General features: G+C 69.8%; 22 protein-coding genes. 14 read left to right on the top strand and 8 right to left on the bottom strand.

Annotated features, from left to right (window positions below):
• The first annotated feature begins 14 nt into the window (after nt 1-14).
• The 7 genes from truB (at nt 15) to TthTMY_RS01020 (ending at nt 6,402) form a co-directional block, all read left to right on the top strand.
• Nucleotides 15-953, top strand: coding sequence for a tRNA pseudouridine(55) synthase TruB (gene truB, locus TthTMY_RS00990; RefSeq protein WP_096411576.1), 939 nt, complete (start codon nt 15-17; stop codon nt 951-953).
• 2 nt (nt 954-955) lie between these two features.
• Nucleotides 956-2,065, top strand: a complete 1,110-nt coding sequence (gene ald, locus TthTMY_RS00995) for an alanine dehydrogenase (RefSeq protein WP_096411578.1) — start codon at nt 956-958, stop codon at nt 2,063-2,065.
• Nucleotides 2,062-2,409 carry an Asp23/Gls24 family envelope stress response protein gene (locus TthTMY_RS01000; protein WP_418952560.1) on the top strand — a complete coding sequence of 116 codons (348 nt, stop codon included), beginning with the start codon at nt 2,062-2,064 and terminating at the stop codon, nt 2,407-2,409. The genes ald and TthTMY_RS01000 overlap by 4 nt, the downstream gene beginning before the upstream one ends.
• Entirely contained in the window at nt 2,402-3,970 is a 1,569-nt protein-coding gene (locus TthTMY_RS01005) for a DAK2 domain-containing protein (RefSeq protein WP_096411579.1), read from the top strand. Before TthTMY_RS01000 ends, TthTMY_RS01005 begins: the two co-directional genes overlap by 8 nt.
• 32 nt (nt 3,971-4,002) lie before the next feature.
• Nucleotides 4,003-4,647, top strand: a complete 645-nt coding sequence (locus TthTMY_RS01010; protein WP_223903331.1) for a hypothetical protein — start codon at nt 4,003-4,005, stop codon at nt 4,645-4,647.
• Between the two features lie 186 nt (nt 4,648-4,833).
• Entirely contained in the window at nt 4,834-5,265 is a 432-nt protein-coding gene (locus tag TthTMY_RS01015; RefSeq protein ID WP_096411581.1) for a 3D domain-containing protein, read from the top strand.
• Nucleotides 5,266-5,286: 21 nt separating this feature from the next.
• Entirely contained in the window at nt 5,287-6,402 is a 1,116-nt protein-coding gene (locus tag TthTMY_RS01020; protein ID WP_096411583.1) for an ABC transporter permease, read from the top strand.
• A gap of 49 nt (nt 6,403-6,451) precedes the next feature.
• Here the strand turns inward: TthTMY_RS01020 and rplL are convergent, their stop codons facing one another.
• The 5 genes from rplL to TthTMY_RS01045 form a co-directional block, all read right to left on the bottom strand.
• On the bottom strand, nt 6,452-6,829 hold the full coding sequence (gene rplL / locus TthTMY_RS01025) for a 50S ribosomal protein L7/L12 (protein WP_008630582.1): 378 nt from the start codon (nt 6,827-6,829) through the stop codon (nt 6,452-6,454).
• A gap of 13 nt (nt 6,830-6,842) precedes the next feature.
• Nucleotides 6,843-7,364, bottom strand: coding sequence for a 50S ribosomal protein L10 (rplJ, locus tag TthTMY_RS01030; protein ID WP_096413070.1), 522 nt, complete (start codon nt 7,362-7,364; stop codon nt 6,843-6,845).
• 189 nt (nt 7,365-7,553) lie between these two features.
• Nucleotides 7,554-8,906, bottom strand: coding sequence for an NAD(P)(+) transhydrogenase (Re/Si-specific) subunit beta (locus TthTMY_RS01035; protein ID WP_096413073.1), 1,353 nt, complete (start codon nt 8,904-8,906; stop codon nt 7,554-7,556).
• A complete protein-coding gene (locus TthTMY_RS01040; protein ID WP_038040591.1) occupies nt 8,906-9,208 on the bottom strand; it encodes a proton-translocating transhydrogenase family protein in 303 nt (100 codons plus the stop codon). The genes TthTMY_RS01035 and TthTMY_RS01040 overlap by 1 nt, the downstream gene beginning before the upstream one ends.
• A complete protein-coding gene (locus TthTMY_RS01045) occupies nt 9,208-10,335 on the bottom strand; it encodes an NAD(P) transhydrogenase subunit alpha (protein ID WP_096411584.1) in 1,128 nt (375 codons plus the stop codon). Before TthTMY_RS01045 ends, TthTMY_RS01040 begins: the two co-directional genes overlap by 1 nt.
• Before the next feature lie 120 nt (nt 10,336-10,455).
• Between TthTMY_RS01045 and TthTMY_RS01050 the strand changes: the two genes are divergently transcribed.
• The 4 genes from TthTMY_RS01050 to TthTMY_RS01065 are packed head-to-tail and all read left to right on the top strand — an operon-like array spanning nt 10,456 to nt 14,781.
• Entirely contained in the window at nt 10,456-11,343 is an 888-nt protein-coding gene (locus TthTMY_RS01050) for a DMT family transporter (protein WP_223903527.1), read from the top strand.
• Nucleotides 11,340-12,152, top strand: coding sequence for a DMT family transporter (locus TthTMY_RS01055; RefSeq protein WP_223903332.1), 813 nt, complete (start codon nt 11,340-11,342; stop codon nt 12,150-12,152). The genes TthTMY_RS01050 and TthTMY_RS01055 overlap by 4 nt, the downstream gene beginning before the upstream one ends.
• Before the next feature lies 1 nt (nt 12,153).
• Nucleotides 12,154-13,284 carry an MFS transporter gene (locus TthTMY_RS01060; RefSeq protein WP_096411586.1) on the top strand — a complete coding sequence of 377 codons (1,131 nt, stop codon included), beginning with the start codon at nt 12,154-12,156 and terminating at the stop codon, nt 13,282-13,284.
• A gap of 12 nt (nt 13,285-13,296) precedes the next feature.
• Entirely contained in the window at nt 13,297-14,781 is a 1,485-nt protein-coding gene (locus tag TthTMY_RS01065; RefSeq protein WP_096411587.1) for a YifB family Mg chelatase-like AAA ATPase, read from the top strand.
• On the opposite strand, the gene TthTMY_RS01070 is transcribed toward TthTMY_RS01065, so the two are convergent.
• Both TthTMY_RS01070 and TthTMY_RS01075 read right to left on the bottom strand, forming a co-directional pair.
• Nucleotides 14,778-16,790 (bottom strand): molybdopterin oxidoreductase family protein, encoded by a 2,013-nt coding sequence (locus tag TthTMY_RS01070; RefSeq protein WP_223903333.1) that lies wholly within the window; start codon nt 16,788-16,790, stop codon nt 14,778-14,780. The two genes, TthTMY_RS01065 and TthTMY_RS01070, sit on opposite strands and share 4 nt — an antisense overlap.
• Nucleotides 16,791-16,795: 5 nt before the next feature.
• Nucleotides 16,796-18,340 (bottom strand): polyhydroxybutyrate depolymerase, encoded by a 1,545-nt coding sequence (locus TthTMY_RS01075; RefSeq protein WP_096411589.1) that lies wholly within the window; start codon nt 18,338-18,340, stop codon nt 16,796-16,798.
• Between the two features lie 22 nt (nt 18,341-18,362).
• Between TthTMY_RS01075 and TthTMY_RS01080 the strand changes: the two genes are divergently transcribed.
• The 3 genes from TthTMY_RS01080 to TthTMY_RS01090 all read left to right on the top strand — a co-directional run bounded on the left by TthTMY_RS01080 (nt 18,363) and on the right by TthTMY_RS01090 (nt 20,639).
• Nucleotides 18,363-18,974 (top strand): ribonuclease HII, encoded by a 612-nt coding sequence (locus tag TthTMY_RS01080; RefSeq protein ID WP_096411590.1) that lies wholly within the window; start codon nt 18,363-18,365, stop codon nt 18,972-18,974.
• Between the two features lie 39 nt (nt 18,975-19,013).
• Nucleotides 19,014-19,493, top strand: coding sequence for a DUF4384 domain-containing protein (locus TthTMY_RS01085; RefSeq protein ID WP_223903334.1), 480 nt, complete (start codon nt 19,014-19,016; stop codon nt 19,491-19,493).
• Nucleotides 19,494-19,559: 66 nt separating this feature from the next.
• A complete protein-coding gene (locus TthTMY_RS01090) occupies nt 19,560-20,639 on the top strand; it encodes a TRAP transporter substrate-binding protein (protein ID WP_096411592.1) in 1,080 nt (359 codons plus the stop codon).
• 66 nt (nt 20,640-20,705) lie between these two features.
• Here TthTMY_RS01090 and TthTMY_RS01095 read toward each other — a convergent pair whose 3' ends face one another.
• A complete protein-coding gene (locus TthTMY_RS01095; RefSeq protein WP_096411594.1) occupies nt 20,706-22,205 on the bottom strand; it encodes a TRAP transporter large permease in 1,500 nt (499 codons plus the stop codon).
• Between the last annotated feature and the right edge of the window lies 1 nt (nt 22,206).

The raw sequence follows: 22,206 nt of genomic DNA on the forward strand, positions 1-22,206 counted from the left end.
ACAATCCCCTAGGCATGGCCCTCTACGCGGTGGACAAGCCCCTCCACCTCACCTCCCACGACGTGGTGGAGGAGGCGAGGCGGCGCCTCTCCACGCGAAGGGTAGGGCACACCGGCACCTTGGACCCCTTGGCCACGGGGCTCCTCCTCCTGGTCACCCACGAGTCCACCAAGCTCGTCCCCTTCCTCTCCGGGGAGGACAAGGAGTACATCGCCTGGGTCTCCTTCGGGGCCACCACGCCCACCCTGGACGCGGAGGGGCCCATCAGCGAGGAGGCCCCGGTGCGCTTTGACCGGAAGGACCTCGAGGCCGCCCTGCCCCGCTTCCTGCAGGTGCGGGAGCAGGTCCCGCCCCTCTACTCCGCCATCAAGGTGGGGGGGAAGCGGGCCTACGAGGCCGCCCGGGAGGGGAAGCCCTTGGCGCTTGGCCCGCGCCCGGTGCGGTATTTGGAGGTGGAGCTCCTCGCCTTTGACCCCGAGCCCATCCCCCACCCCATCGCCCCCTCGGCCCGGGGGTGGCGGCTCGCGGAAAGGCGGGGGCGGCCCGTGCGGCTCCCACGCCCCCTCGGGGCCTACCCCACGGCCGTGGTCCGGCTGGTGGTGGGGCCCGGGACCTACGTCCGGGCCTTCGCCCGGGACCTGGGGGAGATGCTCGGGACCAAGGCCTTCCTCTCGGGGCTCGTCCGCACCCGGGTGGGCCGGGTGGGGCTGGAGCGGGCCGTGGCCCTCTCCGACCTCTCCCCGGAGAAGGCCATCCCGGAGCTTGACGTTTTGCCCTTTCCCGTGGTGGAGCTTTCCCACACCGAGGCCCGGCGGGTGCTGGAGGGGATGCCCCTCCCCATCCCGGCCATGGGGTACGTGACCCTGGTGGACTCCAAGCGGCGCCTCTTGGCCATCGCCGAGGGGGACGGCTTCAAGCTTAAAATACGGCGCGTGTTTGCGAAGGAGGCATAGCCATGGTGATCGGCGTGCCGAAGGAGATCAAGACCTTGGAGAACCGGGTGGCCCTCACGCCCGGTGGGGTGGAGAGCCTGGTCAGGCGCGGCCACACCGTGCTGGTGGAGCGGGGGGCTGGGGAGGGCTCGGGGCTTTCCGACGCGGAGTACGCCCGGGCCGGGGCCGAGCTTGTGGGCCGGGAGGAGGCCTGGGGTGCGGAGATGGTGGTGAAGGTGAAGGAGCCCCTACCCGAGGAGTACCCCTTCCTGCGGGAGGGCCTCATCCTCTTCACCTACCTGCACCTGGCCGCGGACCGCGGCCTCACCGAGGCCATGCTCCGTAGCGGGGTCACGGGCATCGCCTACGAGACCGTCCAACTTCCCGACGGCACCCTCCCCCTCCTCGTCCCCATGAGCGAGGTGGCGGGGCGGATGGCCCCCCAGGTGGGGGCCCAGTTCCTGGAGAAGCCGAAGGGGGGCCGGGGGGTCCTCCTCGGGGGGGTGCCGGGGGTGGCCCCGGCCAGCGTGGTGATCCTCGGGGGTGGGACCGTGGGCACCAACGCGGCCAAGATCGCCCTGGGCATGGGGGCCCAGGTGACCATCCTGGACGTGAACCACAAGCGCCTCCAGTACCTGGACGACGTCTTCGGCGGGCGGGTGGTCACCCTCACCGCCACCGAGGCCAACATCAAGAAGAGCGTCCAGCACGCGGACCTCCTCATCGGGGCCGTCCTCGTCCCCGGGGCCAAGGCCCCCAAGCTCGTCACCCGGGACATGCTCTCCTTGATGAAGGAGGGGGCGGTGATCGTGGACGTGGCCGTGGACCAGGGGGGGTGCGTGGAGACCATCCGGCCCACCACCCACGCCGAGCCCACCTACGTGGTGGACGGGGTGGTCCACTACGGGGTGGCCAACATGCCCGGGGCGGTGCCCAGGACCAGCACCTTCGCCCTCACCAACCAGACCCTGCCCTACGTGCTGAAGCTCGCGGAGAAGGGCCTCGAGGCCCTCCTGGAGGACCCCGCCCTTCTCAAGGGGCTCAACACCCACAAAGGCCGCCTCACCCACCCCGGGGTGGCCGAGGCCTTCGGCCTGACCTACACGCCTCCCGAGGAGGCCTTGAGGGGGTGAGGGTGCCGGGACGGGTGGTCCTCACGGAGGCGGCCTTGGCGAGCCTCCTCGCCCTGGTGGCCCACGAGGTCCCAGGGGTGGTGGGCATGGCCCCCGCGGGCCTCAGGGACCAGGTGGGGCGGATCCTCAGGCGGCAGGAGGCGGGGGAGGGAGTGGTGGTCCGTCCCGACCCCCAAAGCCCGGGCCGCTACCAGGTGGACCTCTACGTGGTCCTGGCCTACGGCACCCGGGTGCCGGCCTTGGCGGAGGCCTTGGGGGAGCGGCTCGCCTACGCGGCCCGCCACCTTGGGGGGGTGGAGCTCTCCCAGGTCCGGGTCCACGTGGTGGGGGTGCGGTGTGGCTAGGGCCTGGGGTCCCGAGGCGGTGGCGGAGGCCTTCCGCTACGCCACCCGCTGGTTTCAGGTCTACGTGGAGGAGCTCAACGCGCTCAACGTCTACCCCGTCCCCGACGGGGACACGGGCACCAACATGCTCCACACCCTGGAGGCGGCCCGGCGGGAGCTGGACCTCGCCGACACCTCCCGGATGGACCAGGTGGCCCGGGCCCTGGCCTACGGGAGCCTCCTCGGCGCCCGGGGCAACAGCGGGGTGATCCTCTCCCAGATCCTCCGGGGCTTCGCCGAGGCCTTGAAGGGAAAAAGGGCTTTGGACGGGTCCCTCCTCCGCCGGGCCTTGCGGATGGGGGCGGAAAGCGGCTACAGGGCGGTGATGCGCCCCGTGGAGGGCACCATCCTCACCGTGGCCCGGGCCGCCGGGGAGGGGGCCCGGGGGGAGGCCCTGGAGGAGGTCTTGGATACCGCCCTCGAGGCCGCCCGGGAGGCCTTGGAGAGGACGCCCGAACTCCTCCCCGCCCTGCGCCGGGCCGGGGTGGTGGACGCGGGTGGGGCGGGGTACGTGCGGCTTTTGGAGGGGATCCGGGGGTACGCCCTGGGCCTGCCCTTGCCCGAGCCGCCCAAGGTGGAGCGCTACGCCCAGACGGCCTTCGCCACGGAGGAGTTCGGCTACTGCACGGAGTTCCTCATGGAGGGGGTGGAGGTGCCCATAGAGAAGATCCGCGAGGCCGTGGCCCCCTTCGGGGACTCCCTCCTCGTGGTGGGGGCCGAGGGCTACGTCAAGGGGCACATCCACACGGACGACCCCGACGGCCTCCTCGCTACGGTGGCCCGCTTCGGCCGGGTGGTCCGCACCAAGGTGGAGGACATGACCCAGCAGCACACGGAGATCCTCTCCACCTTCGGGCTTCTGGCCGAGGAGGTGCCCCCCACGGGCCTGGTGGCCGTGGCCTTGGGCCACGGGGTGGCCCGGGCCTTCCGGAGCCTCGGGGCGCGGGTGGTGGCCGGGGGGCAGACGCAAAACCCCAGCGTGGAGGACCTCCTGGCCGCCATTAAGAGCGTGCCCAACCCCAAGGTGATCCTCCTCCCCAACAACCCCAACGTCTTCCTGGCGGCCATGGAGGCGGCGAAGCTCGCGCGGGAGGCGGGGAAGGAGGTCCACGTGCTCCAGACCCGCACCCTGGGCCAGGGCCTGGCGGCGGCGGTGCGCTACACCCCCGAGGCCCTTCCCGAGGAGCTCCTTCCCGAGATGGAGGAGGCCATGAAGGGGGCGGTGACCCTCGAGGTCACCTGGGCGAGCCGCGACGCCGAGGTGGAGGGGCTAAAGGTCTTGAAGGACAAGCCCATCGGCCTTCTGGACGGGAGGCTCGTCCTGGTGGGGGAGACCCCCGAGGAAGTGATGGAGGGCCTCGTCCGCCTGGCCCGGGAGGGCAAGGAGGTCCTCACCCTCTTCCTCGGGCCCAACACCCCCAAGGAGAAGGCCCAAGGGGTGGCGCAGAAGTTTCCCGAGCTCGCGGTGGAGATCCTTTCCGGAGGGCCCGACCTCTACGCCTATCTGGGCGTGCTGGAGTAGCTAAGGCCTCCGGCGGGAGCCTGCGCCCGGGGGTGGCCGTCTTCCGCCTTCTTGCCGCCCAGGACGGGGCCGTGGAGGTGGCGGCCGTTTCGGCCAGGCTAGAGCTCAGCGCCCGGCTCCGCCTGGTCCTTCTGGACGAAAGGGGCGTGGTCCAGGCGGTGAGCGTGGCCCGGAACTGGTTCGGGGCCTACCCCGAGGTGGCCCCCTTGGGCTTGAGGCCCCAAGGGATCACCACCGACCCCGGGGTGCGCCTCAACTTCCGGGGGCAGGCGGGCCAGGCCTACTACCTGCGGGTGGAGAACTACGCCCTGGCGGAGGACCGGGTGAACCTCTCCGCCACGGGCTTTGTGCCCAACCCCTCGGGCAAGGGCGAGGCGTTCACCTCGGGAAGCGTCCAGGGGGCCATTGAGTTCGTCGGGGAGTTTGACCGGTACGACGTGGCCTCGGCCACGGGCCACCTGCGCCTTGTCTACGCAGGCCCCCTGGACCTGGTGGCCCTCCTCTACAACGGTCCCAACGACCCTTACCCGAGGACCCTGGATCCGGTGCGAAACTGCGTCCCCGTCTCCCCGGCCACCCTCCTGGTGGTGCGGGACCGGGGCCTCGCCCGGGCGGGGTTTGACGAGGAGGCAAGCGGCCGTTACACCCTGGAGCTCTCCTCCACGCCCTGCCCTTAGGAGGATCATGAGGGCTAAATGAAGGGGGTTTAGCTTCTTATAAGAAGACCTGCCGCGGTAGGTTCCCGTGCGCCGCGGCTTTTTGAGTTTGCAGAAAACTTACAGATAAAAACCCGGGGCTTTCATGAGGAAAGCCACCTTCCCCTCTAAGGGGGCTCAAGGGTTCGTCCCCATACTCAGGAGGCGATGCGTGGCCTTCTCCTAGCCCTCTCCCTCCTCGCCGTTCCGTGGCCGCAGGCCTTGGCCCAGAGCGCGGGGAAGCCCAAGGTCCTGATCCTCGAGGCCACCGCCTACACCTCCGGCGTCCGGGAGACGGACCCCACCCCCCACGTCACCGCCACCGGGGCCCGGGCCCGCCTGGGAATCCTGGCGGTGAGCCGGGACCTTCTGGAGATCCTTCCCTTCGGCACCAAGGTCCGGCTCAAGGACCTGGGCACGATCTACGGCCGGGGGAAGGGGCAGTTTGACGTCCTCTTCAAGGACCTCGTCTTCGTGGTGGCGGACGTGATGAACCCCCGCTGGCGCAAGAAGGTGGACGTCTGGCTCCCCGACCGGGCCACGGCCCTCCGCTTCGGCCGCCGCAAGGTCCAGCTGGAGGTGGTGGCCTACCCCGAGTAAGGGCGCGCGTATCCTGAAGGCGTGCGCTTCGCCCTCTTCCTCGCCTGGGCCCACATCTGGCGCCGTCCCCTCCAAAGCGCCCTCGCCGTCTTGGGCGTGGGCGTGGGGGTGGGGGTCCTCCTGGTGGCCCTTTCCCTGGCCAACGGCTTCATGGACGGCCTCGTCCGGGCCACGCTCAAGGCCTACCCCCAGCTCGTCCTCTTTAGCCTGGAGCCCACCCTTCCTCCCCTCCCTTCTCACCCGGAGGTGGAGGCGGCGGCCCCCTTCGCCGCCACCAAGGCCCTCCTCACCCGGCCCGCCGAGGCGGGCCGGGGGCCCGGGGTGGACTTCGCCACCCTGGTGGGGCTCGGCGCGGGCGGGGAGGCCCTTTACCCCGAGCTCGGCCTCAGGCTGGAGCCCGGGGGGATCTACCTGGGCGCGGCCCTGATGCAGAGCCTGGACGCCCGGCCCGGGGACCGGCTTTACGCCCTTTCCGCCACGCAGGAGCGGGTGGAGCTCAAGGTGCTCGGGAGCTTCCGCACCGGGAACTACCTCATTGACAGCGGCTTCGCCTTCACCGACCTGGAGAGCGTGAGGCGCCTTTCCGGCCTCGAGGCCCAAGGGTACCAGGTGCGCCTAAAGGACCCCTGGCGGGCCCGGGAGGTGGGGTGGGCCCTGGCGGGAAGCCGCTTCTTCCCCCAGCCCTGGCAGGACACCCAGCGCACCCTCTTGGAGCAGCTTTCCCTGCAGCGGCAGGTCCTCGGCCTTCTGATCTTCCTCATCGTGGCCGTGGCCGCCCTTGGGGTGGCCAACCTCCTCTTCCTCAAGGTGGTGGAGAAGACCCCGGAGATCGCCCTCCTCCGGGCCATGGGGGCCTCGAGGGGAACCGTGGGCCTGGTCTTCGCCCTGGAGGGGGCGATCCTGGGGGTGGGGGGCGTGGCCTTGGGCAACCTCCTCGGCTACCTCCTCGGCCTCTACCTGGCCCGCCGCCCCCTGGACCTCCCCGGGGAGCTCTACTTCCTCACCCACCTCCCCGTGGAGATGCGCTTCGCCGACTTCCTCTGGGTAAGCGGGGCGAGCCTTCTTGCCGTCCTCCTCTCCGCCCTTCTTCCCCTTCTCCGGGCCCTAAGGGTGCGGCCCGGGGTCGTCCTCCGCTAAAGGAAAACCCGGGCCCCACATGGCCCGGGGGCACCCCGTAGGACGGCGGTTACTTGAGCTCCACCACCGCGCCCACGGCCTCGAGCTTCTTCTTGATCTCCTCCGCCTCCTGCTTGGAGACGCCCTCCTTGACGGGGCCGCCCTTCTCGGCCAGGTCCTTGGCCTCCTTGAGGCCAAGCCCGGTGATGGCGCGGAGCTCCTTGATGACCTCCAGCTTCTTGGCCCCCGCCTCCTTGAGGATGACGTCAAACTCCGTCTTCTCCTCGGCAGGAGCGGCGGCCGCCCCGGCCGCGGGGGCCGCGGCCACGGCCACGGGGGCCGCGGCGGTCACGCCCCAAGCCTCCTTGAGGGCGTCAATCAGCTGCTTGAGTTCCAGAACCGTAGCCTGGGAGAGCTCTTCCTTGATCCGTTCAATGTCCAGAGCCATCGCTTACCTCCTCTTAAGCCGCCTTCTTCTCCGCGTACGCTTCCAGGATGCCTACCAGCTCGCGGGCCACGCCGCCAAGCACCCCCACGAGCTCCGCCATGGGCGCCTGGAGCACCCCCACGAGCTCCGCCCGGAGCTCGTCCATGGTGGGCAGCTCCGCCAGGGCCTCCACGTCCTTGGCCGTGAGGATCTGGCCCTGCAGGAGGCCGCTTTTCACCTGGGGGATGCCCTTGGGGTTGCTCTTGGCGAACTGGACCAGGGTCTTGGCCGCGGCCACCGGGTCCTCGTAGAAGACCACGGCGCTCGGGCCCTGGAGCCCGTCCAGCTCCGGCAGCCCCAGCTCCTTGAGGGCCAGGCGGATCAGGGTGTTCTTGGCGACGAAGAGCCTGGCCCTGTTCTGCTTCAGGGCCTGGCGGAGGGCATGGGTTTCCTTGGCGGGGAGCCCCTGGTAGTTCACGAGGAAGAAGGAGCCCTGGGCCCGCTCAAGGTTCTCCTTGAGGGTGGCCAGCAGCTCAACGTTGCGCTTGTTCGGCACGCCTTCCTCCCTTTCGGGGCAGGGGAACCCCGGCCGGTTTGTCCTGGGATTTCCGAGGAAACGCTCCCCCTCAAGCGCCTCGGCGGGCTTTTTAAGGCCCGAAGGCCCCCCGCTGTCTTTGGCCTGGGCGCTGGCGCGCCCGGGGTGCCACCCCGGAGTGTAAGCGAGGGGCCTTGTGGTCGTCAAGGCCTAAAGCCTTTTCAGGGCCTGGATGAGCTCGGTGAGGACCTTCTGCGCGTCCCCGTAGAGCATCCGGGTGTTGTCGGCGTAGAAGAGCTCGTTCTCCACCCCGGCGAAGCCCTTCCCCTGCCCCCGCTTGACCACGATGACATTCTTGGCCTTGTCCACGTCCAGGATGGGCATGCCGTAAAGGGGGCTTCCCGGGCGGCGGGCGGCGGGGTTCACCACGTCGTTGGCCCCGATGACCACGGCCACGTCCACCGTGGGGAACTCGGGGTTGATCTCCTCCAGGTCCTTGAGCTTGTCGTAGTCCACCCCGGCCTCGGCCAGGAGGACGTTCATGTGCCCGGGCATCCGCCCGGCCACCGGGTGGATGGCGAACTTCACCTCCACCCCGCGGGCCTCCAGGAGGTCCGCGAGCTCCTTCAGCTTGTGTTGCGCCTGGGAGAGGGCCATGCCGTAACCGGGGACGAAGACCACCTTGTTCGCGTAGGCGAGCATCACGGCGGCGTCCTCCACGTCAATGGGCTTGAGGCTTCCCTTGACCTCGCCCGCCTCCTGCTCCACGCCGAAACCCCCCACCAGGACGCTCCACACGGAGCGGTTCATGGCCCGCGCCATGAGCACGGTGAGGAGGGTGCCCGCCGCCCCCACCAGGGTGCCCGCCACCATGAGGGCCGGGTTCCCCACGGCGAAGCCCTCAAAACCCACGGCCATCCCCGTGAAGGCGTTGTAGAAGGAGATGGCCACGGGCATGTCCCCGCCGCCGATGGGGAGGGTCATGAGGACGCCGAAGAGAAGGGCGAGGAGGAAGAAGAGGACGATGCTCGCCGTGGCGTCGTTCCAAAGGAGGGAAAGCCCGAGCACGAGGGTGAGGGCCAAGACCAGGGCGTTCACCACCTTCTGCCCCGGGAAGAGGATGGGGCGGCTCTTCATGATCCCCTGGAGCTTGGCGAAGGCGATGAGGCTTCCCGTGAAGGCCACGCTCCCGATGAGGCCGCCCAGGATGGCCAAGGCCATGAGCCCCGTGTTCTCAAAGGCCCCCTTGAGGAGTTCCACGGAGGCGATGGTGGCGGCGGCCCCACCCCCCATGCCGTTGTAGATGGCCACCATCTGGGGCATGTCCGTCATGGCCACCTTGACCGCCGCCCACCAGGCCACCGCCGAGCCCAGGAGGAGGGCGAGGAGCATAAGGCCGAAGTTCTCCATCCCCGGCCAGAAGAAGGTGGCGAGCACGGCGAGGACCATGCCCCAGCCCGCCCAGACGATGCCGCTTTTGGCCGTGGTGGGGTGGGCCATGCGCTTCAGGCCCACGATGAAGAGGATGGCCACCACGAAGTAGGCCGCCTGGATGAGGTCCATCACTGACCACCCCCCTTGCCGGGTTTCTTCTCAAACATCTCCAGCATGCGCACCGTGACCGCGTACCCCCCGGCGGCGTTGGCCGCCCCCAGGATGACCCCCAGGAAGCCGATGAGCTTTTCCAAGCTGGTCTCCGCGTGGCCCAGGACCACCATGGCCCCCACCACCACCACCCCGTGGATGAAGTTGGACCCCGACATCAAGGGGGTGTGGAGGATCACCGGCACCCGGGTGATGAGCTCGTAGCCCAAAAAGGCCGTGAGCACGAAGATGTAAAGCGCCGACCAGAAACCGAACTCCATCACGCACCTCCCAGAAGGGCCCTGGTGGGCCCGTGGAGCACCTCGCCCTCCCTCATGAGGAGGGCCCCTTGGAGGATCTCGTCCTCCCACTTGGGGGCGAACTCGCCCTTTTCTATGAGCAGGCCGGAGAGGTTCAGGAGGTTTTTGGCGTACATCTCCGAAGCGTGCACGGAGAGCTCGCTCGGCAGGTTCAAGGGGCCATAGACCCGCACCCCCCGCACCTCCACCACCTCCCCCGGCTTGGTGAGGACGCAGTTGCCCCCACTCTCGGCGGCCAGGTCCACCACCACGGTCCCGGGCTTCAGGCGCTCCACCATGTCCTCGGTGAGGAGGATGGGGGCCCGTCGGCCCGGCACCTGGGCCGTGGTGATGAGGACGTCCATCCCCGCCACGTGGTCCCGGAGGGCCTCGTGCTGGATGCGCTTCTCCTCCTCGGTGAGCTCCCGGGCGTAGCCCCCCTCGCCTTCGGCGCTGATGGGGAGCTCAATGGGCTTCGCCCCCAGGGAGAGGGCCTGCTCCAGGGCGGCCTTGCGCACGTCGTAGGCGAAGACCTGGGCCCCAAGGCGTTTGGCGGTGGCGATGGCCATGAGCCCCGCCACCCCTACCCCCATGACCATCACCTTGGCGGGGCGGATGGTGCCCGCCGCCGTGGTGAGCATGGGGAAGAAGCGGGGGGAAAGCCTCGCCGCGTGGACCGCCGCCAGGTACCCCGCCACCGTGGCCTGGCTGGAGAGGGCGTCCATGCTCTGGGCCCGGGTGATGCGGGGGATGAGCTCCATGGCGATCACCGTGGCCTTTTTGGCGGCCAAGGCCTTCACCAGGTCCAGGTTCTTGTGGGGCTGGACGAAGCCCACCACGATGGCCCCGGGCTCCAGGGCCCCGATGAGGTCCTCCGCGGGGGGCTGGACGGTGAAGAGGAGGTGGGCGCCCTTTAGGAGCTCCCCTCGCTCCACCACCTCGGCTCCGGCCTCCCGGTAGGCCTCGTCGGGGTGGTAGGCGCCTTCCCCCGCGCCCCGCTCCACCCGCACCCGGGCCCCTTGCTTCACCAGGCGGGCCACCACCTCGGGCACCAGGGCCACCCTCCTTTCCCCTGGGGCCCTTTCCTTGGGAACCGCGACGGTCACCATAGGCGCCTCCTTCGGGGGAAGTATACCAGCGCGGGGTGGGGCGTCCGTCCCTGGGTTTTCCCTTGGGCTACACTACTTTGACGCTTCCCGGAAGGCTTCCCTTGTGTAAAAATGCGCACCATGCGCCCCCCGGGGTGGAAGATCGCCGCCGTCCTTCTCGTGGGCATCCTGGCCATAAGCTTCGGGAGCATCCTGGTGCGCCTGGCCCTTCGGGCCTCCGGGGACCAAAGCCTCGCCTTCAGCCTGGTGATGAGCGCGGGGCGGATGGGGCTTGCGGCCCTCCTCCTGGCCCCGGGCTGGAGGAGGGGCTTGGGAAGCCGGGCCGGGCTTCCCTGGGCGGTGGGGGCCGGGGTCTTCCTCGCCCTCCACTTCGCCTTCTGGATCACCTCCCTTTCCTACACCTCCGTGGCCGCGAGCACCGCCTTGGTCACCACGAACCCCGTGTGGGTCACCCTTTTTGGCTGGCTTCTTTTCAAGGAAAAGCCCTCGGGAACCACGCTCCTCGGGGTGGCCGTGGCCCTTTTGGGGGGCCTTCTCATCGGGCTTGGGGACGCGGAAGAGGGAGGGGGAACCAACCCCCTTCTGGGGGACCTCCTGGCGGTCTTCGGGGCGGTGGCGGCCTCCTTCTACTTCCTCCTAGGACGAGAGGCCCAGCGCAGGGGGCTTTCCACCCTGGAGTACGTGCGGGTGGCCTACACCACGGCGGCCCTCCTCCTGCTTCCCCTGCCCTACCTCTTCGGCGGGGGGTACGGGGGGTATCCCCTCGAGGTCTACGCCTACCTCCTCCTCATGGCCCTCCTTCCCCAGCTCGTGGGCCACACCAGCTTCAACTGGGCCACCCGCCACATTCCTCCGGTCCTCGTCACCCTGGCCATCCTCTTTGAGCCCGTGGGGGCGAGCCTCCTCGCCTACCTCCTCTTCGGGGAGCTCCCCGGAAGCCAGGTCCTCCTTGGGGCCCTGATCCTCCTTCTGGGCGTGGGCCTGGCCGTGGTGGGGGGTAGGCGGTGATCCCCGTGGCCCTGGCCGCCCTGCTTTGGGGGCTTGGGGGGGCCCTGGCCGGGCGGTTCATGCGGGAGATCCCCCCGGAGGTCCTCATCCCCTTGCGCTTCCTCCTGAGCTTCCTCCTCCTCCTGCCCCTCGTCCTCGCCCGTCCGCCCCACCCCGCCGAGAGGCGGCGGCTCCTCGGGGTGGGCCTCGCTCTCTCCGGAGCCCAGGCCTTTTACTACCTGGCCATCCACGCCACCACGGTGGCCACGGGGATCTTCCTCCAGTACCTCGCCCCCTCCCTCCTCACCCTCTACGCCCTCCTCAAGGGGGAGAGGCTCCCCGGGAGGGCCCTTTTGGGGGTGGGGCTCGCCCTCCTGGGGGCCTACCTCCTGGTGGTGGGGCCCGAGGGGCTTCGGGGAGGGGCTTTGGGCGTGGCCTACGGGCTCCTTTCCGCCGTTTCCTTTGCGGCCTACGCCGCCCTCGCCCACGGCCTCCGCACGCCTGCCTTCGTGGCCCTTGGGGTGGCCACGGGGGTGGGGGCCTTCCTCTCCCTTCCCGTCCTCGGGCTTTACGGGGAGAAGGTGCTGGCCCTCGGCCCGGTCCAGTGGGGGGCGGTGGCCTACCTGGTCACCCTGGGCACGGTGGTCCCCTTCGGCCTCTTCCTCCTCGGGGTGCGGACCCTCCCCGCCCGCACCGCCACCCTGGTGGCCATGCTGGAACCCCTGAGCGGGGCCCTCTTCGCCTGGCCCTTGGCGGGAGAGCCCTTGAGGCCCGGGGCGCTTCTTGGAGGCGGTATGATCCTTTTGGGCCTGTGGCTCCACCGGAGGTGATATGGCGGCGCGGGTGTTCTTCCTCTTCACCCTGGGTTATTTCCTCTCCTACTTCTACCGCTCGGCGAACGCGGTCCTCGCCAAGGACCTCTCCCAGGAGCTGGGCCTGGGGCCGGCGGAGCTTGGCTTCATGACGAGCCTCTTCTACCTGGCCTTCGCCGCGGCCCAGCTCCCTCTGGGGGGGCTTTTGGACCGGGTGGGTCCCCGGGCCGTCACCCCGGCCCTCCTCCTCGTGGCCGCCCTGGGGAGCGTGGTCTTCGGCCTGGCGCCAAACTTCGCCGTCTTGGCCCTGGGGCGCGCCCTCATCGGGGTGGGGATGGCCGCGGCCCTCATGGGCGCCATGAGGGCCTTCAGCCTCTGGTTCCCTAGGAACTACGCCACGGTCTCCACCCTCCTCGTGGGCCTCGGGGCCACGGGGGGGCTCCTGGCGGCCACGCCCCTCGCCCTCCTCAAGGAGGCCCTGGGCTGGCGGGGGGTCTTCCTCCTGGGGGCTTTCGTGGTGGCCCTGGTGGCCCTGGCCCTCTGGGTGGGGGTGCGGAACACCCCGCCCGGGGTGGCCTGGCCCAAAGGGGAAGACCAGGGGGGGCTCGGGCAGGTCTTCCGCAACGGGAGGCTTCTCCGGGTGGCCTTTTTGGCCTTCGCCTTCGCCGGGAGTTTCCTCGCCCTCCAGACCCTCTGGGCCGGGGCCTACGCCTACCATCTGGGCCTCGAGGCCCTGGCGGTGGGCAACCTCCTCTTCCTCTACTCGGGGGGAGCGGTTTTGGGCTTTCTCGTTTCCGGCTACCTGGCGGACCGCTTGGGCACGGCCCGGGTCCTCCTCGCTTCGGCCCTCCTCTTCGCCCTGGGCCTCCTTCTCCTCCTCCTCAAGGCCCTCGTTCCCGCCTACCTCCTCCTCGGCTTCTTCGGGGCCTTCAACATCCTCACCCTCACCCAGGCCCGGGAGCTGGTCCCTTCCCACCTGGTGGGCCGGGGCACCACCTTGGTGAACCTCTTCGGCATCGGGGGCACCTTCCTCCTGCAGTGGGGCCTCGGGGTGGTGGTGGGGGCCTTGGGGTACCCCTGGGCCTTCGGCGGGCTCCTTGGCCTCCTCCTCCTGGCCCTCGGCCTTTACCTGCCCCTCCTCCGCCGGTGATAAACTCCCTCCATGCTGGCCCAGGTGCGAAGCTACGCCCTCTTCGGTCTGGAGGCGGTTCCCGTCACCGTGGAGGTGGACGTTAGCCCCGGGCTTCCCAGCTACGCCCTGGTGGGCCTGCCCGACAAGGCGGTGGAGGAAAGCCGGGAGAGGGTGCGGGCCGCCCTCAAGAACGCGGGCTTCCCCTACCCCCAGGCCCGGGTGGTGGTGAACCTGGCCCCGGCGGAGCTTCGGAAGGAGGGGAGCCAGTTTGACCTTCCCATCGCCCTGGGCCTCCTCGCGGCCCAGGGGGTGGTGCCCATAGAGGCCCTCTCCCCCTTCGCCCTTGCGGGGGAGCTCGGCCTGGACGGGAGCTTGAGGCCCGTTCCCGGGGCGGTGAACCTGGCCCTGGGGGCCTTGGCCGAGGGGAAGAAGCTCCTCCTGCCCCTGGAGAGCGCCAAGGAGGCGGCCTTGGTGGAGGGGGTGGAGGTCTACGGGGCGAGAAGCCTCCAGGAAGCCGTGGCCTTCCTCAGGGGCGAGGAGGCCTTGGCCGAGGCCCGGCCCGAGGAGGCCCCGGAGGCGGTGGAGGCGCTGGACCTCAGGGACGTCAAGGGCCAGGCCAAGGCCAAGCGGGCCCTGGAGATCGCCGCCGCGGGCTTCCACCACCTCCTCATGGTGGGAAGCCCGGGCTCGGGGAAGACCATGCTGGCCAGGCGGCTTCCTTTCCTCCTCCCGCCCCTTTCCCGGGAGGAGGCCTTGGAGGTGACCCGGATCCACTCCGCCGCGGGGAAGCCGGTGCGGGGGCTTGTGAAGGCCCCGCCCTTCCGCGCCCCGCACCACACGGTGAGCTACGCCGGGCTCATCGGGGGCGGGGCCATCCCCAAGCCCGGGGAGGTCTCCTTGGCCCACCGGGGGGTGCTCTTCCTGGACGAGTTCCCCGAGTTCTCCCGGGAGGCCCTCGAGGCCCTCCGCCAGCCCCTGGAGGACGGGGTGGTGACCGTGGCCCGGGCCCGGGCAAGCCTCACCTTTCCCGCCCGCTTCCTCCTGGTGGCGGCCATGAACCCCTGCCCCTGCGGCTGGCACGGGGACCCGGAAAGGCCTTGCACCTGCACCCCCGCCGCCCAGCGGCGCTACGCGGCCCGGATCTCCGGGCCCCTCCTGGACCGGTTTGACCTGGTGGTGGAGGTGCCGCGCCTCACCCCCGAGGAGCTCGCCCGCGCCCCGGAAGGGGAGGGCACGGAGGCGGTGCGGGAAAGGGTCTTGAGGGCCCGGGAGAGGATGCTCGCCCGCCAGGGGAGGCCCAACGGGCTTCTCTCGGGGCGGGCCCTGAGGGAGCACGCCCGCCTCACCCCACCGGCCCAGGCCCTCCTCCAGGAGGCGGCCAAGCGGATGCTCCTTTCGGCCCGGAGCTACGACCGCGTCCTCCGGGTGGCCCGCACCGTCGCCGACCTTTTGGGCGAGGAGAGGGTGGGGGAGGCCCACGTGGCCGAGGCCCTGGCCTACCGCAGGGCCCTCTAGGCGAGGCGCAAGGGCTCCACCTCCACCGGGGTGGCGTGGAAGGTGCTTCCCCCGCCCAGGTCGGTGAGCCTTTCCGAGGTGAGGTGGTTCACCCCCTTGCCGTCCGGGGCCCACTTCTCCCACCAGGTGCCCTCGAGGACCACCGTCCCCGGGATGGGGGCCTCGGTGACGTGGGCCTTCCTCGTGACCCTTCCCCAAGGGGAACGGATGTGGACGAGCATCCCGTCCTGAATCCCTCGCGCCTCGGCGTCCTCGGGGTGGATGAGGAGCCTCGGCTCCCCGCCTTCCGCCTCCACCAGGGCCTTCACGTCCCCGTAGGTGGTGTTTAAGAAGCGGTGGGCCGGGGGGGTGAGGAGGATCAGGGGGTATTCGGGAAGGGGCTCGGTGGGGATCACCTCGGGCGGGGGGCTGAAGCGCACGGGGCCTTCGGCGAAGGGAAGGAAGGGCCTGGGGAGGTTGAGCTTCACGAAGCCTTCCCCCTTGAGCCTTTCCAGGGTGATCCCCTCTAGGTAAGGGTGGTCCGAGGCGAGGAGGCTTTCCGCCACCTCCTCGGCCGTCCAGTAGAGGGTGGGCTCCTTCAGGCCAAGCCGCTTCGCCAGCTCCCGGAAGACCCAGGTGTTGGGCCGGGCCTCCCCTTCGGGCGGGCTTAAGGGCGCGTTCCAGGAGAGGTAGTAGTGCCCGTAGCTCGTGTAGAGGTCGGGGTGCTCGTAGAAGAGGGTGGCGGGGAGGAGGTAGTCGGCGAAGCGGGCCGTCTCCGTCATCACCTGCTCCAGGACCACGGTGAAGAGGTCCTCCCGTTCCAGCCCCGCCTTCACCTTCCCCGTATTGGGGGCCACCACCAGGGGGTTCGTGTTGAAGACGAAGAGGACCCTTATGGGGGGCTTGAGCTCGGTGAGGGCGGTGCCGAGCTGGTTCATGTTGATGGCCCGCGCCTTGGGGTTGGGCCGGAAGTAGCCCTCGTGGGGGTGGTCCCCCTCCAGGAGGTGCCGCCCCCCGAGGAAGCGCCGGTTCAGGGGGAAGGCCCCGCTCGTGGAGAGCATGGCCCCGCACCCCGGGTAGCGCCAGGCCCCGAGGAGGGCGGGGAGGAGGATCACGGCCCTTAGGGCGTTTCCCCCTCCCGGGTGGCGGGTCATGCCGTAGCCCACCCGCAGGAAGACCCGCTTCGCCTCCCCCATCTCCCGGGCGAGGCGGAGGATGGCCTCTTCGGGCACACCGGTGAGGGCGCTCGCCCGCTTTGGGGTCCACTTTTCCGCCTCCTTCTGGAACTCCTCCAGGCCCACCGCCGCCCTCCCCAGGTACTCCCAGTCCACCAGGCCCTCCCGGAAGAGGACGTGGGCCAGGGCGTAGGCGAGGGCGGCGTCCGTGCCGGGGCGGAGCCGGATGTGCTCGTGGGCGAAGCGGGAGGTGAGGTTTTCGTAGGGGTCTATGTGGACCACCTTGGCCCCCCGCCTTTTCGCCTCCTTGAGGAAGGGGGTGAGGTGGCTGTTGGTGGAGAGGCTGTTGATGCCCCAAAGGAGGATATAGCGGGCGTTTCCGGGGATGTCCTCGGGGTCGGGGCCGAGGCGGGGGCCGTAGGTCATCTCCCAGGCGGCGCTTCCCGCCGTGGCGCAGATGGTCTCCAAGAGCTCCGAGGCCCCGATGGCCCGGAAGAAGGCCAGGGGGTGCTGGTTCTCCACAAGGCCCACGGTCCCGGCGTAGTGGTAGGGGAGGACGGCCTCGCCCCCTTCCCGGTCCAGGACCTCCTTGAGCCTTTCGGCGATGGCGTCCAGGGCCTCCTCCCAGGAGACCCGCACGAACCTCCCCTCGCCCTTCCTCCCCACCCGGCGCAAGGGGTAAAGAAGCCTTTCCCTTACCCTCTCCGGGTAGCGGTAGGTCTTGGCGCAGGCAAAGCCTTGGGTGATGGGGTGGCGGGGGTCCCCCTCCACCCGGAGGAGGCGTCCTCCCTCCAGGGTGAGGAGGAGGCTGCAGGCGTCGGGGCAGTCCAGGGGGCAGGTGGCGCGGGCCCTCATGCCCTTTAGAGTAGCCCAAGGGCCTCGAGGGCGCGGCACCGTTCCTCGTAAAGGTCCGGAAGGAGCCCCAGGGGGACGTCCAGCCGCAGGAGGTGGCCCTCCCGGTAGAGGGGCCAGCGGGGCCACCCCTTGGGCTCCCCGTCCTTAGCGAAAGAAGTCCAGTAGCGGCGCATCTTCCGCCCCAGGTACTCCGCCTTCGCCTTGGCCTCCTCGCCCAGGAAGAGGGGGAGGAAGGGCATGGCCTCCAGGTTCCCGAAGAGGGGGGCGAGCTCCAGGCCGTGGAAGGCCCCAAGGCCCTCCCATCCCGGCACCCGGAAGGTGAAGAGGTAGGCGTAGGCGGGGGCGTGGGGGGCTTGGAGCCTTGCTACCTGGAGGGAAGGGCAGAGGAGGGTGAGGTCGGTCTGCACCTCCCCCCAGGCCCTTTTGGGGTCGGGGGCCTTCTTCCGGTAGTGGGCGAGGAGGGCTTGGGCCTTCTCCCGGGAAAGCCCCGAGGCGAGGAGCCGCCTCTCCGCCTCCTCCCAGTTCCCGGGCCCGAGGAGGGCTTGGAGGGCGGGGAAGGCCACCTCCTCGGCGTTCGCCCCGGCGATCAAGGGGATACCCGCCGCCCTCCCCTCCCTTAGGGCCTCCCTGGGGTCCTGGGGGAGGAGGGGGGAGAGGTGGGGCTTGAAGGGGCCCGCCCGGAAGAGGGAGGGGTTTGCGAGGAAGCGGCCCGTGGCCTCGAGGCCGGGCTCCTTGGGCAAGAGCCTCTCCAGGGGGAGGGCGCGGAGGCAGGCGAGGTCCTTGGGGTCGCACCCCCTCGCCTTGGCCCAGGCCTCCCCCTGGGCGTAGTCCTCCTCCAAAGCCCGGACGTACCCGCACCCTCCCGACTGGACGATGGCCTTCTGGAAGAGGCCCCGGGCCTCCGGGGTGGCGAGGAGGGTGCAGACCAGCATCCCCCCGGCGGACTCCCCGAAGAGGGTGACGTTCTTGGGGTCGCCCCCGAAGTAGCGGATATAGTCCCTCACGAAGCGGAGGGCCTCGAAGACGTCCAAAAGCCCGTAGTTCCCCACCGCCTTGGGGTCTTCCTCCGCCAGGGCGGGAAGGGCGAGGAAGCCCAAGGGCCCCAGGCGGTAGTTGGGGGCCACCACGACGACCCCCTCTTCCGCTAGCCGGTGCCCCCGGTAGATGGGCTCGGCGGCCGCTCCCGAGGTGAAGCCCCCGCCGTGGAGGTAGACCATCACGGGGAAGCCCTCCGGGGGCGGGACCTGGGCGGGGAGGTAGATGCTCAGGACCAGGCAGCCCTCCCTTTCCGGGGGGAGGGTCCCCCCGAGGCGGGCCGTGATCCCCGGGGCCTGGGGGCAGGCCACCGCTTCCTGGCCCACGCCGTGGGGCCAGGCCTTTAGGGGCCTTGGGGCCCGGAACCGCTCCGCCTCGGCGTAGGGGAGGCCGTAGAAGGCGATGGCCCCGCCCTCGAGGCGGCCTTGGGCCCGGCCCAAGGGGGTCTCCACCCAGAAGGCCTGGGCGAGAGCCCCTCCCAGGAGGGCGAGGAAGGGCAGGATGCGCCGGAGCATGCCCTCAGCGTAAGATGGCCCCATGGCCGAAGGGCCCTTGGAAGCCCCCTTTTGGCGAAAAGGCCTCCTCGTGGCTGGCCTGGACGAGGCGGGGAGGGGGGCCTGGGCGGGGCCCATCGTGGTGGGGGCGGTGGTCCTGCCCCCGGGGGAGTACCCCTTCAGGGACTCCAAGCTCCTCTCCCCCAAAGCGAGGGAGCGCCTGGCGGAGAGGGTCAAGGAGGTGGCCCTGGCCTTTGCCCTGGGGGTGGCGGAGGCGGCGGAGGTGGACCGGCTTGGGGTCTTGAAGGCCACCCTCCTCGCGGCGGAGAGGGCCCTCCTCTCCCTCCCCCTCGCCCCGGAGGCCCTCGTCACCGACTACCTCCCCCTTCCCACCCCCCTTCCCCTCCTCTCCCCGCCCAAGGCGGACGAGAAAAGCCCTACGGTGGCCGCGGCGAGCATCCTGGCCAAGGTCCACCGGGACCGGATCATGGACGAGCTGGACCGCCTCTACCCGGGCTACGGCTTCGCCCGGCACAAGGGCTACGGCACCCCGGAGCACCAGGAGGCCCTCCTCGCCTTAGGGCCTAGCCCCGTCCACCGGAAGCGCTTCGCCCCCGTGGCCCAGGCTCCCTTAAGGTTCCCTGAAGCCCCTTAGGCCTTTTTGGGCCTAAACTTGGGGGAAGAGGTGAGCGGCATGGGGGTTCTCCTTCTGGCCCTTGCGGCCTTCCTTTCCGCCTGCACCCTGACCCTTTACCCGGAGGGCCTTTCCGTGACCTACCGGGTGGACTTCGGCGGGGCGATCCTGCGCTTTGAGCCCGACCGGGGGCGGGGGGCCACCTACTTCGTGGGGGAGGAGGTGCGCTTCTTCCTCACCCTGGACCGCCCAGGCTGGGTGAGCTTGGTGGTGCAAGACCCAGACGGCTATACCTACGAGCTGGACCGCTTCCCCCTTTCCCGGGGCACCCACGTCCTGCCCCCCGGGCCCTACCGCTACACCCTCATCCCGCCCCGGGGCCTTCACCGGGTGCGGGCGGTGTACACCCAAAGCCCCCCCTCAAGCCGGGTCCGCCTCGAGGGCCGCTACGCCGACTGGGACGCGAGGCTCCGCCTCTACGTGGAGGCCTCGGGGGCGAGGGCCTACGACGTGGCCGAGACGTACTTTTACGTCCGCTAGGGGCTTGCCCGAACGCGGAGTTTAGGGTATCATCCCGGCGGACACCCTTAGGGGAGGTGAACAAAGATGAATCGGCGTGACTTCTTAAAGCGGGCAGGCATCGGCGTGGCGGCGAGCGCGGCCTTCGGTCCCGTCTTCGCCCAGGGGAGCCCCACCGTCCGCTGGCGCATGGCCAGCAGCTTCCCCAAGAGCCTGGACACCATCTACGGGGCGGCGGAGGTCCTGGCGGAAAGGGTCCGGGCGCTCACTGGGGGAAGGTTCCAGATCCGGGTCTACCAGGCGGGGGAGATCGTCCCCGGCCTTCAGGTGATGGACGCGGTGCAGCAGGGCACGGTGGAGGCGGGGCACACGGCGAGCTACTACTACGTGGGCAAGGCCCAGGTCCTGGCCTTTGACGCCGCCGTGCCCTTTGGGCTTACCGCCCGCCAGCAGAACGCCTGGATGTACCACGGGGGCGGGATTGAGCTTTTCCGCTCCATCTTCGCCGACTTCAACATCATCCAGTTCCCCGGGGGCAACACCGGGGTCCAGATGGGGGGCTGGTTCCGCAAGGAGATCAGGGGGCTTTCCGACCTCAAGGGCCTCAAGATGCGCATCCCCGGGCCCGGCGGCCAGGTGATGAGCCGCCTGGGCGTGGTGCCCCAGGTGCTGGCGGGCGGGGACATCTACCCGGCCCTGGAGCGGGGCACCATTGACGCCACCGAGTGGGTGGGTCCCTACGACGACGAGAAGCTGGGGTTCTACAAGGTGGCCAAGTACTACTACTACCCGGGCTTCTGGGAGCCCGGACTCCAGCTCTCCTTCTACGTGAACCTTCAGGAGTGGCGGAAGCTCCCCAAGGAGTACCAGCAGGCTTTTGAGGTGGCCGCCGCTGAGGCCAACCTGTGGATGCTGGCCAAGTACGACCGGGTGAACCCGCCCGCCCTCCAGCGCCTCCTCCGGGCCGGGGTGGTCCTCAGGAAGTGGCCCAACGAGATCATGCAGGCGGCCCAGAAGGCGGCCTTTGAGTGGTTTGAGGAAGAGGCGGCCAAGGACGCCACCTACCGCAAGGTCTACACCGCCTGGAAGGCCTTCCGGGAGGAGCAGTACCGCTGGTTTGCTGTGGCCGAGCTGGGCTACGGCCAGTTCGCCTTCCCCAAAGTCTAAGCCGGGCGAAGGCCGAGGCCCCCAGGGCTTGCCCTGGGGGCCTTTTGAAGTGCTTCGCCGCGGCGCTTAGAAGCGGAAGTTCCGCACGAACTCCATGATCGGCTCCCGGAGGAGGTAGGTGAGGACGAGGACGAGGAGCTGGAGGCCGATGAAGGGAAGGCCGCCCAGGTAGATGTCCAGCGTCTTCACCTCCTTGGGGGCCACGTTGCGCAGGTAGAAGAGGGCGAAGCCGAAGGGCGGGGTGAGGAAGGAGGTCTGGAGGTTCACGCCCACGAGGAGGCCGAACCAGACCTTGTCAATGTTCAAGGCGTCCGCGCCAATGGCGAGGAGGGGAAGGACGATGAAGGCGATCTCAAAGAAGTCAATGAAGAACCCTAGGAGGAAAACGAGGACCATGACGAAGACGATAAACCCCACTTCGCCCCCGGGAAGTCCCGTGAGGAAGCCCTCCACCCAGAGGTCCCCGTCCACGCCCCGGAAGACCAGGCTGAAGAGGGTGGAGCCGATGAGGATGAAGATGACGAAGGCGGTGAGCTTGGCCGTGCCCTCCATGGCCTGGTAGAGGACGGGGAAGGAAAGCCGGCGGTTCAAGGTGGCGAGGAGGAGGGCCCCCACCACCCCCATGGCCCCGGCCTCCGTGGGGGTGGCGAGGCCGATGAGAACCGTGCCCAGGACCAGGAAGATGAGGACGAGGGGCGGGACCATGGAGCGGAGGGCCCGGCGGAGGAGGGGGTTTCGCCGGATGCGGGGGAGGAGGAGCAGGGTCCAGAGGGCGAGGCCCAAGAGGACCTCGAGGCCCTCGAGCCACCCGGGGAGGTGGAGGAACCCTCCGAGCTTCCACGACCCCACGGCCACGAGGAGGTAGGAGAGGAGGGCGAAGGCGGCCTCGGGCTCCTTCCCCGCCTCGGGCCGCGCTTCAGGGGGCAGGGCGGGGACCCACTGGGGGCGGAAGAGGGCGAGGTAGATCACGTAGAGGAAGTAGAGGCCCACGGTGAGGGCCGAGGGAACGAGGGCGGCCACGTACATGTCCCCCACGCTCACCCCGAGCTGGTCGGCCAGCACGATGAGAACCACGCTCGGGGGGATGATCTGGGCCAGGGTGGCCGAGCCCAGGATCACCCCGCTGGCGAAGCGGGGGTTGTAGCCGTACTTAAGCATCACCGGCAGGGAGATGAGGCCCATGGCCATGACGCTCGCGGCCACAACCCCCGTGGTGGCGGCGAGGATGGCCCCCACGAAGACCACGCTCAGGGCAAGCCCGCCCCTGAGGGGCCCGAAGAGCTTCCCCATAGTGTCCAGGAGGTCCTCGGCCAGGCCGCTTTTCTCCAGGAGGATGCCCATGAAGGTGAAGAAGGGGATGGCCAGGAGGAGCTGGTTGGACATGATGCCGAAGATGCGGTCCGGCATGGCCTTGAGGAGGGCTGGGGGGAAGAGGTCCAGGGCGATGCCCAGGAAGCCGAAGACGATCCCCACTGCCCCAAGGGAGAAGGCCACGGGGTAGCCGGAAAGCAGGAAGACCACCAGGGCGGCGAACATCAGGGGGGGCATGACGGCGTAGAGGTCCACT

The organism is Thermus thermophilus, from assembly GCF_019974155.1.
In the GTDB taxonomy this organism is placed as follows: domain Bacteria; phylum Deinococcota; class Deinococci; order Deinococcales; family Thermaceae; genus Thermus; species Thermus thermophilus_C.

What these genes read in the sequence shown, in the direction of transcription:
- truB (WP_096411576.1), top strand. Translation starts at nt 15, where the DNA reads ATGGCCCTCTACGCGGTGGACAAGCCCCTCCACCTCACCTCCCACGAC.
- ald (WP_096411578.1), top strand. Translation starts at nt 956, where the DNA reads ATGGTGATCGGCGTGCCGAAGGAGATCAAGACCTTGGAGAACCGGGTG.
- TthTMY_RS01015 (WP_096411581.1), top strand. Translation starts at nt 4,834, where the DNA reads ATGCGTGGCCTTCTCCTAGCCCTCTCCCTCCTCGCCGTTCCGTGGCCG.
- rplL (WP_008630582.1), bottom strand. Translation starts at nt 6,829, where the DNA reads ATGGCTCTGGACATTGAACGGATCAAGGAAGAGCTCTCCCAGGCTACG.
- TthTMY_RS01035 (WP_096413073.1), bottom strand. Translation starts at nt 8,906, where the DNA reads ATGGACCTCATCCAGGCGGCCTACTTCGTGGTGGCCATCCTCTTCATC.
- TthTMY_RS01040 (WP_038040591.1), bottom strand. Translation starts at nt 9,208, where the DNA reads ATGGAGTTCGGTTTCTGGTCGGCGCTTTACATCTTCGTGCTCACGGCC.
- TthTMY_RS01045 (WP_096411584.1), bottom strand. Translation starts at nt 10,335, where the DNA reads ATGGTGACCGTCGCGGTTCCCAAGGAAAGGGCCCCAGGGGAAAGGAGG.
- TthTMY_RS01050 (WP_223903527.1), top strand. Translation starts at nt 10,456, where the DNA reads ATGCGCCCCCCGGGGTGGAAGATCGCCGCCGTCCTTCTCGTGGGCATC.
- TthTMY_RS01060 (WP_096411586.1), top strand. Translation starts at nt 12,154, where the DNA reads ATGGCGGCGCGGGTGTTCTTCCTCTTCACCCTGGGTTATTTCCTCTCC.
- TthTMY_RS01065 (WP_096411587.1), top strand. Translation starts at nt 13,297, where the DNA reads ATGCTGGCCCAGGTGCGAAGCTACGCCCTCTTCGGTCTGGAGGCGGTT.
- TthTMY_RS01070 (WP_223903333.1), bottom strand. Translation starts at nt 16,790, where the DNA reads ATGAGGGCCCGCGCCACCTGCCCCCTGGACTGCCCCGACGCCTGCAGC.
- TthTMY_RS01075 (WP_096411589.1), bottom strand. Translation starts at nt 18,340, where the DNA reads ATGCTCCGGCGCATCCTGCCCTTCCTCGCCCTCCTGGGAGGGGCTCTC.
- TthTMY_RS01080 (WP_096411590.1), top strand. Translation starts at nt 18,363, where the DNA reads ATGGCCGAAGGGCCCTTGGAAGCCCCCTTTTGGCGAAAAGGCCTCCTC.
- TthTMY_RS01085 (WP_223903334.1), top strand. Translation starts at nt 19,014, where the DNA reads ATGGGGGTTCTCCTTCTGGCCCTTGCGGCCTTCCTTTCCGCCTGCACC.
- TthTMY_RS01090 (WP_096411592.1), top strand. Translation starts at nt 19,560, where the DNA reads ATGAATCGGCGTGACTTCTTAAAGCGGGCAGGCATCGGCGTGGCGGCG.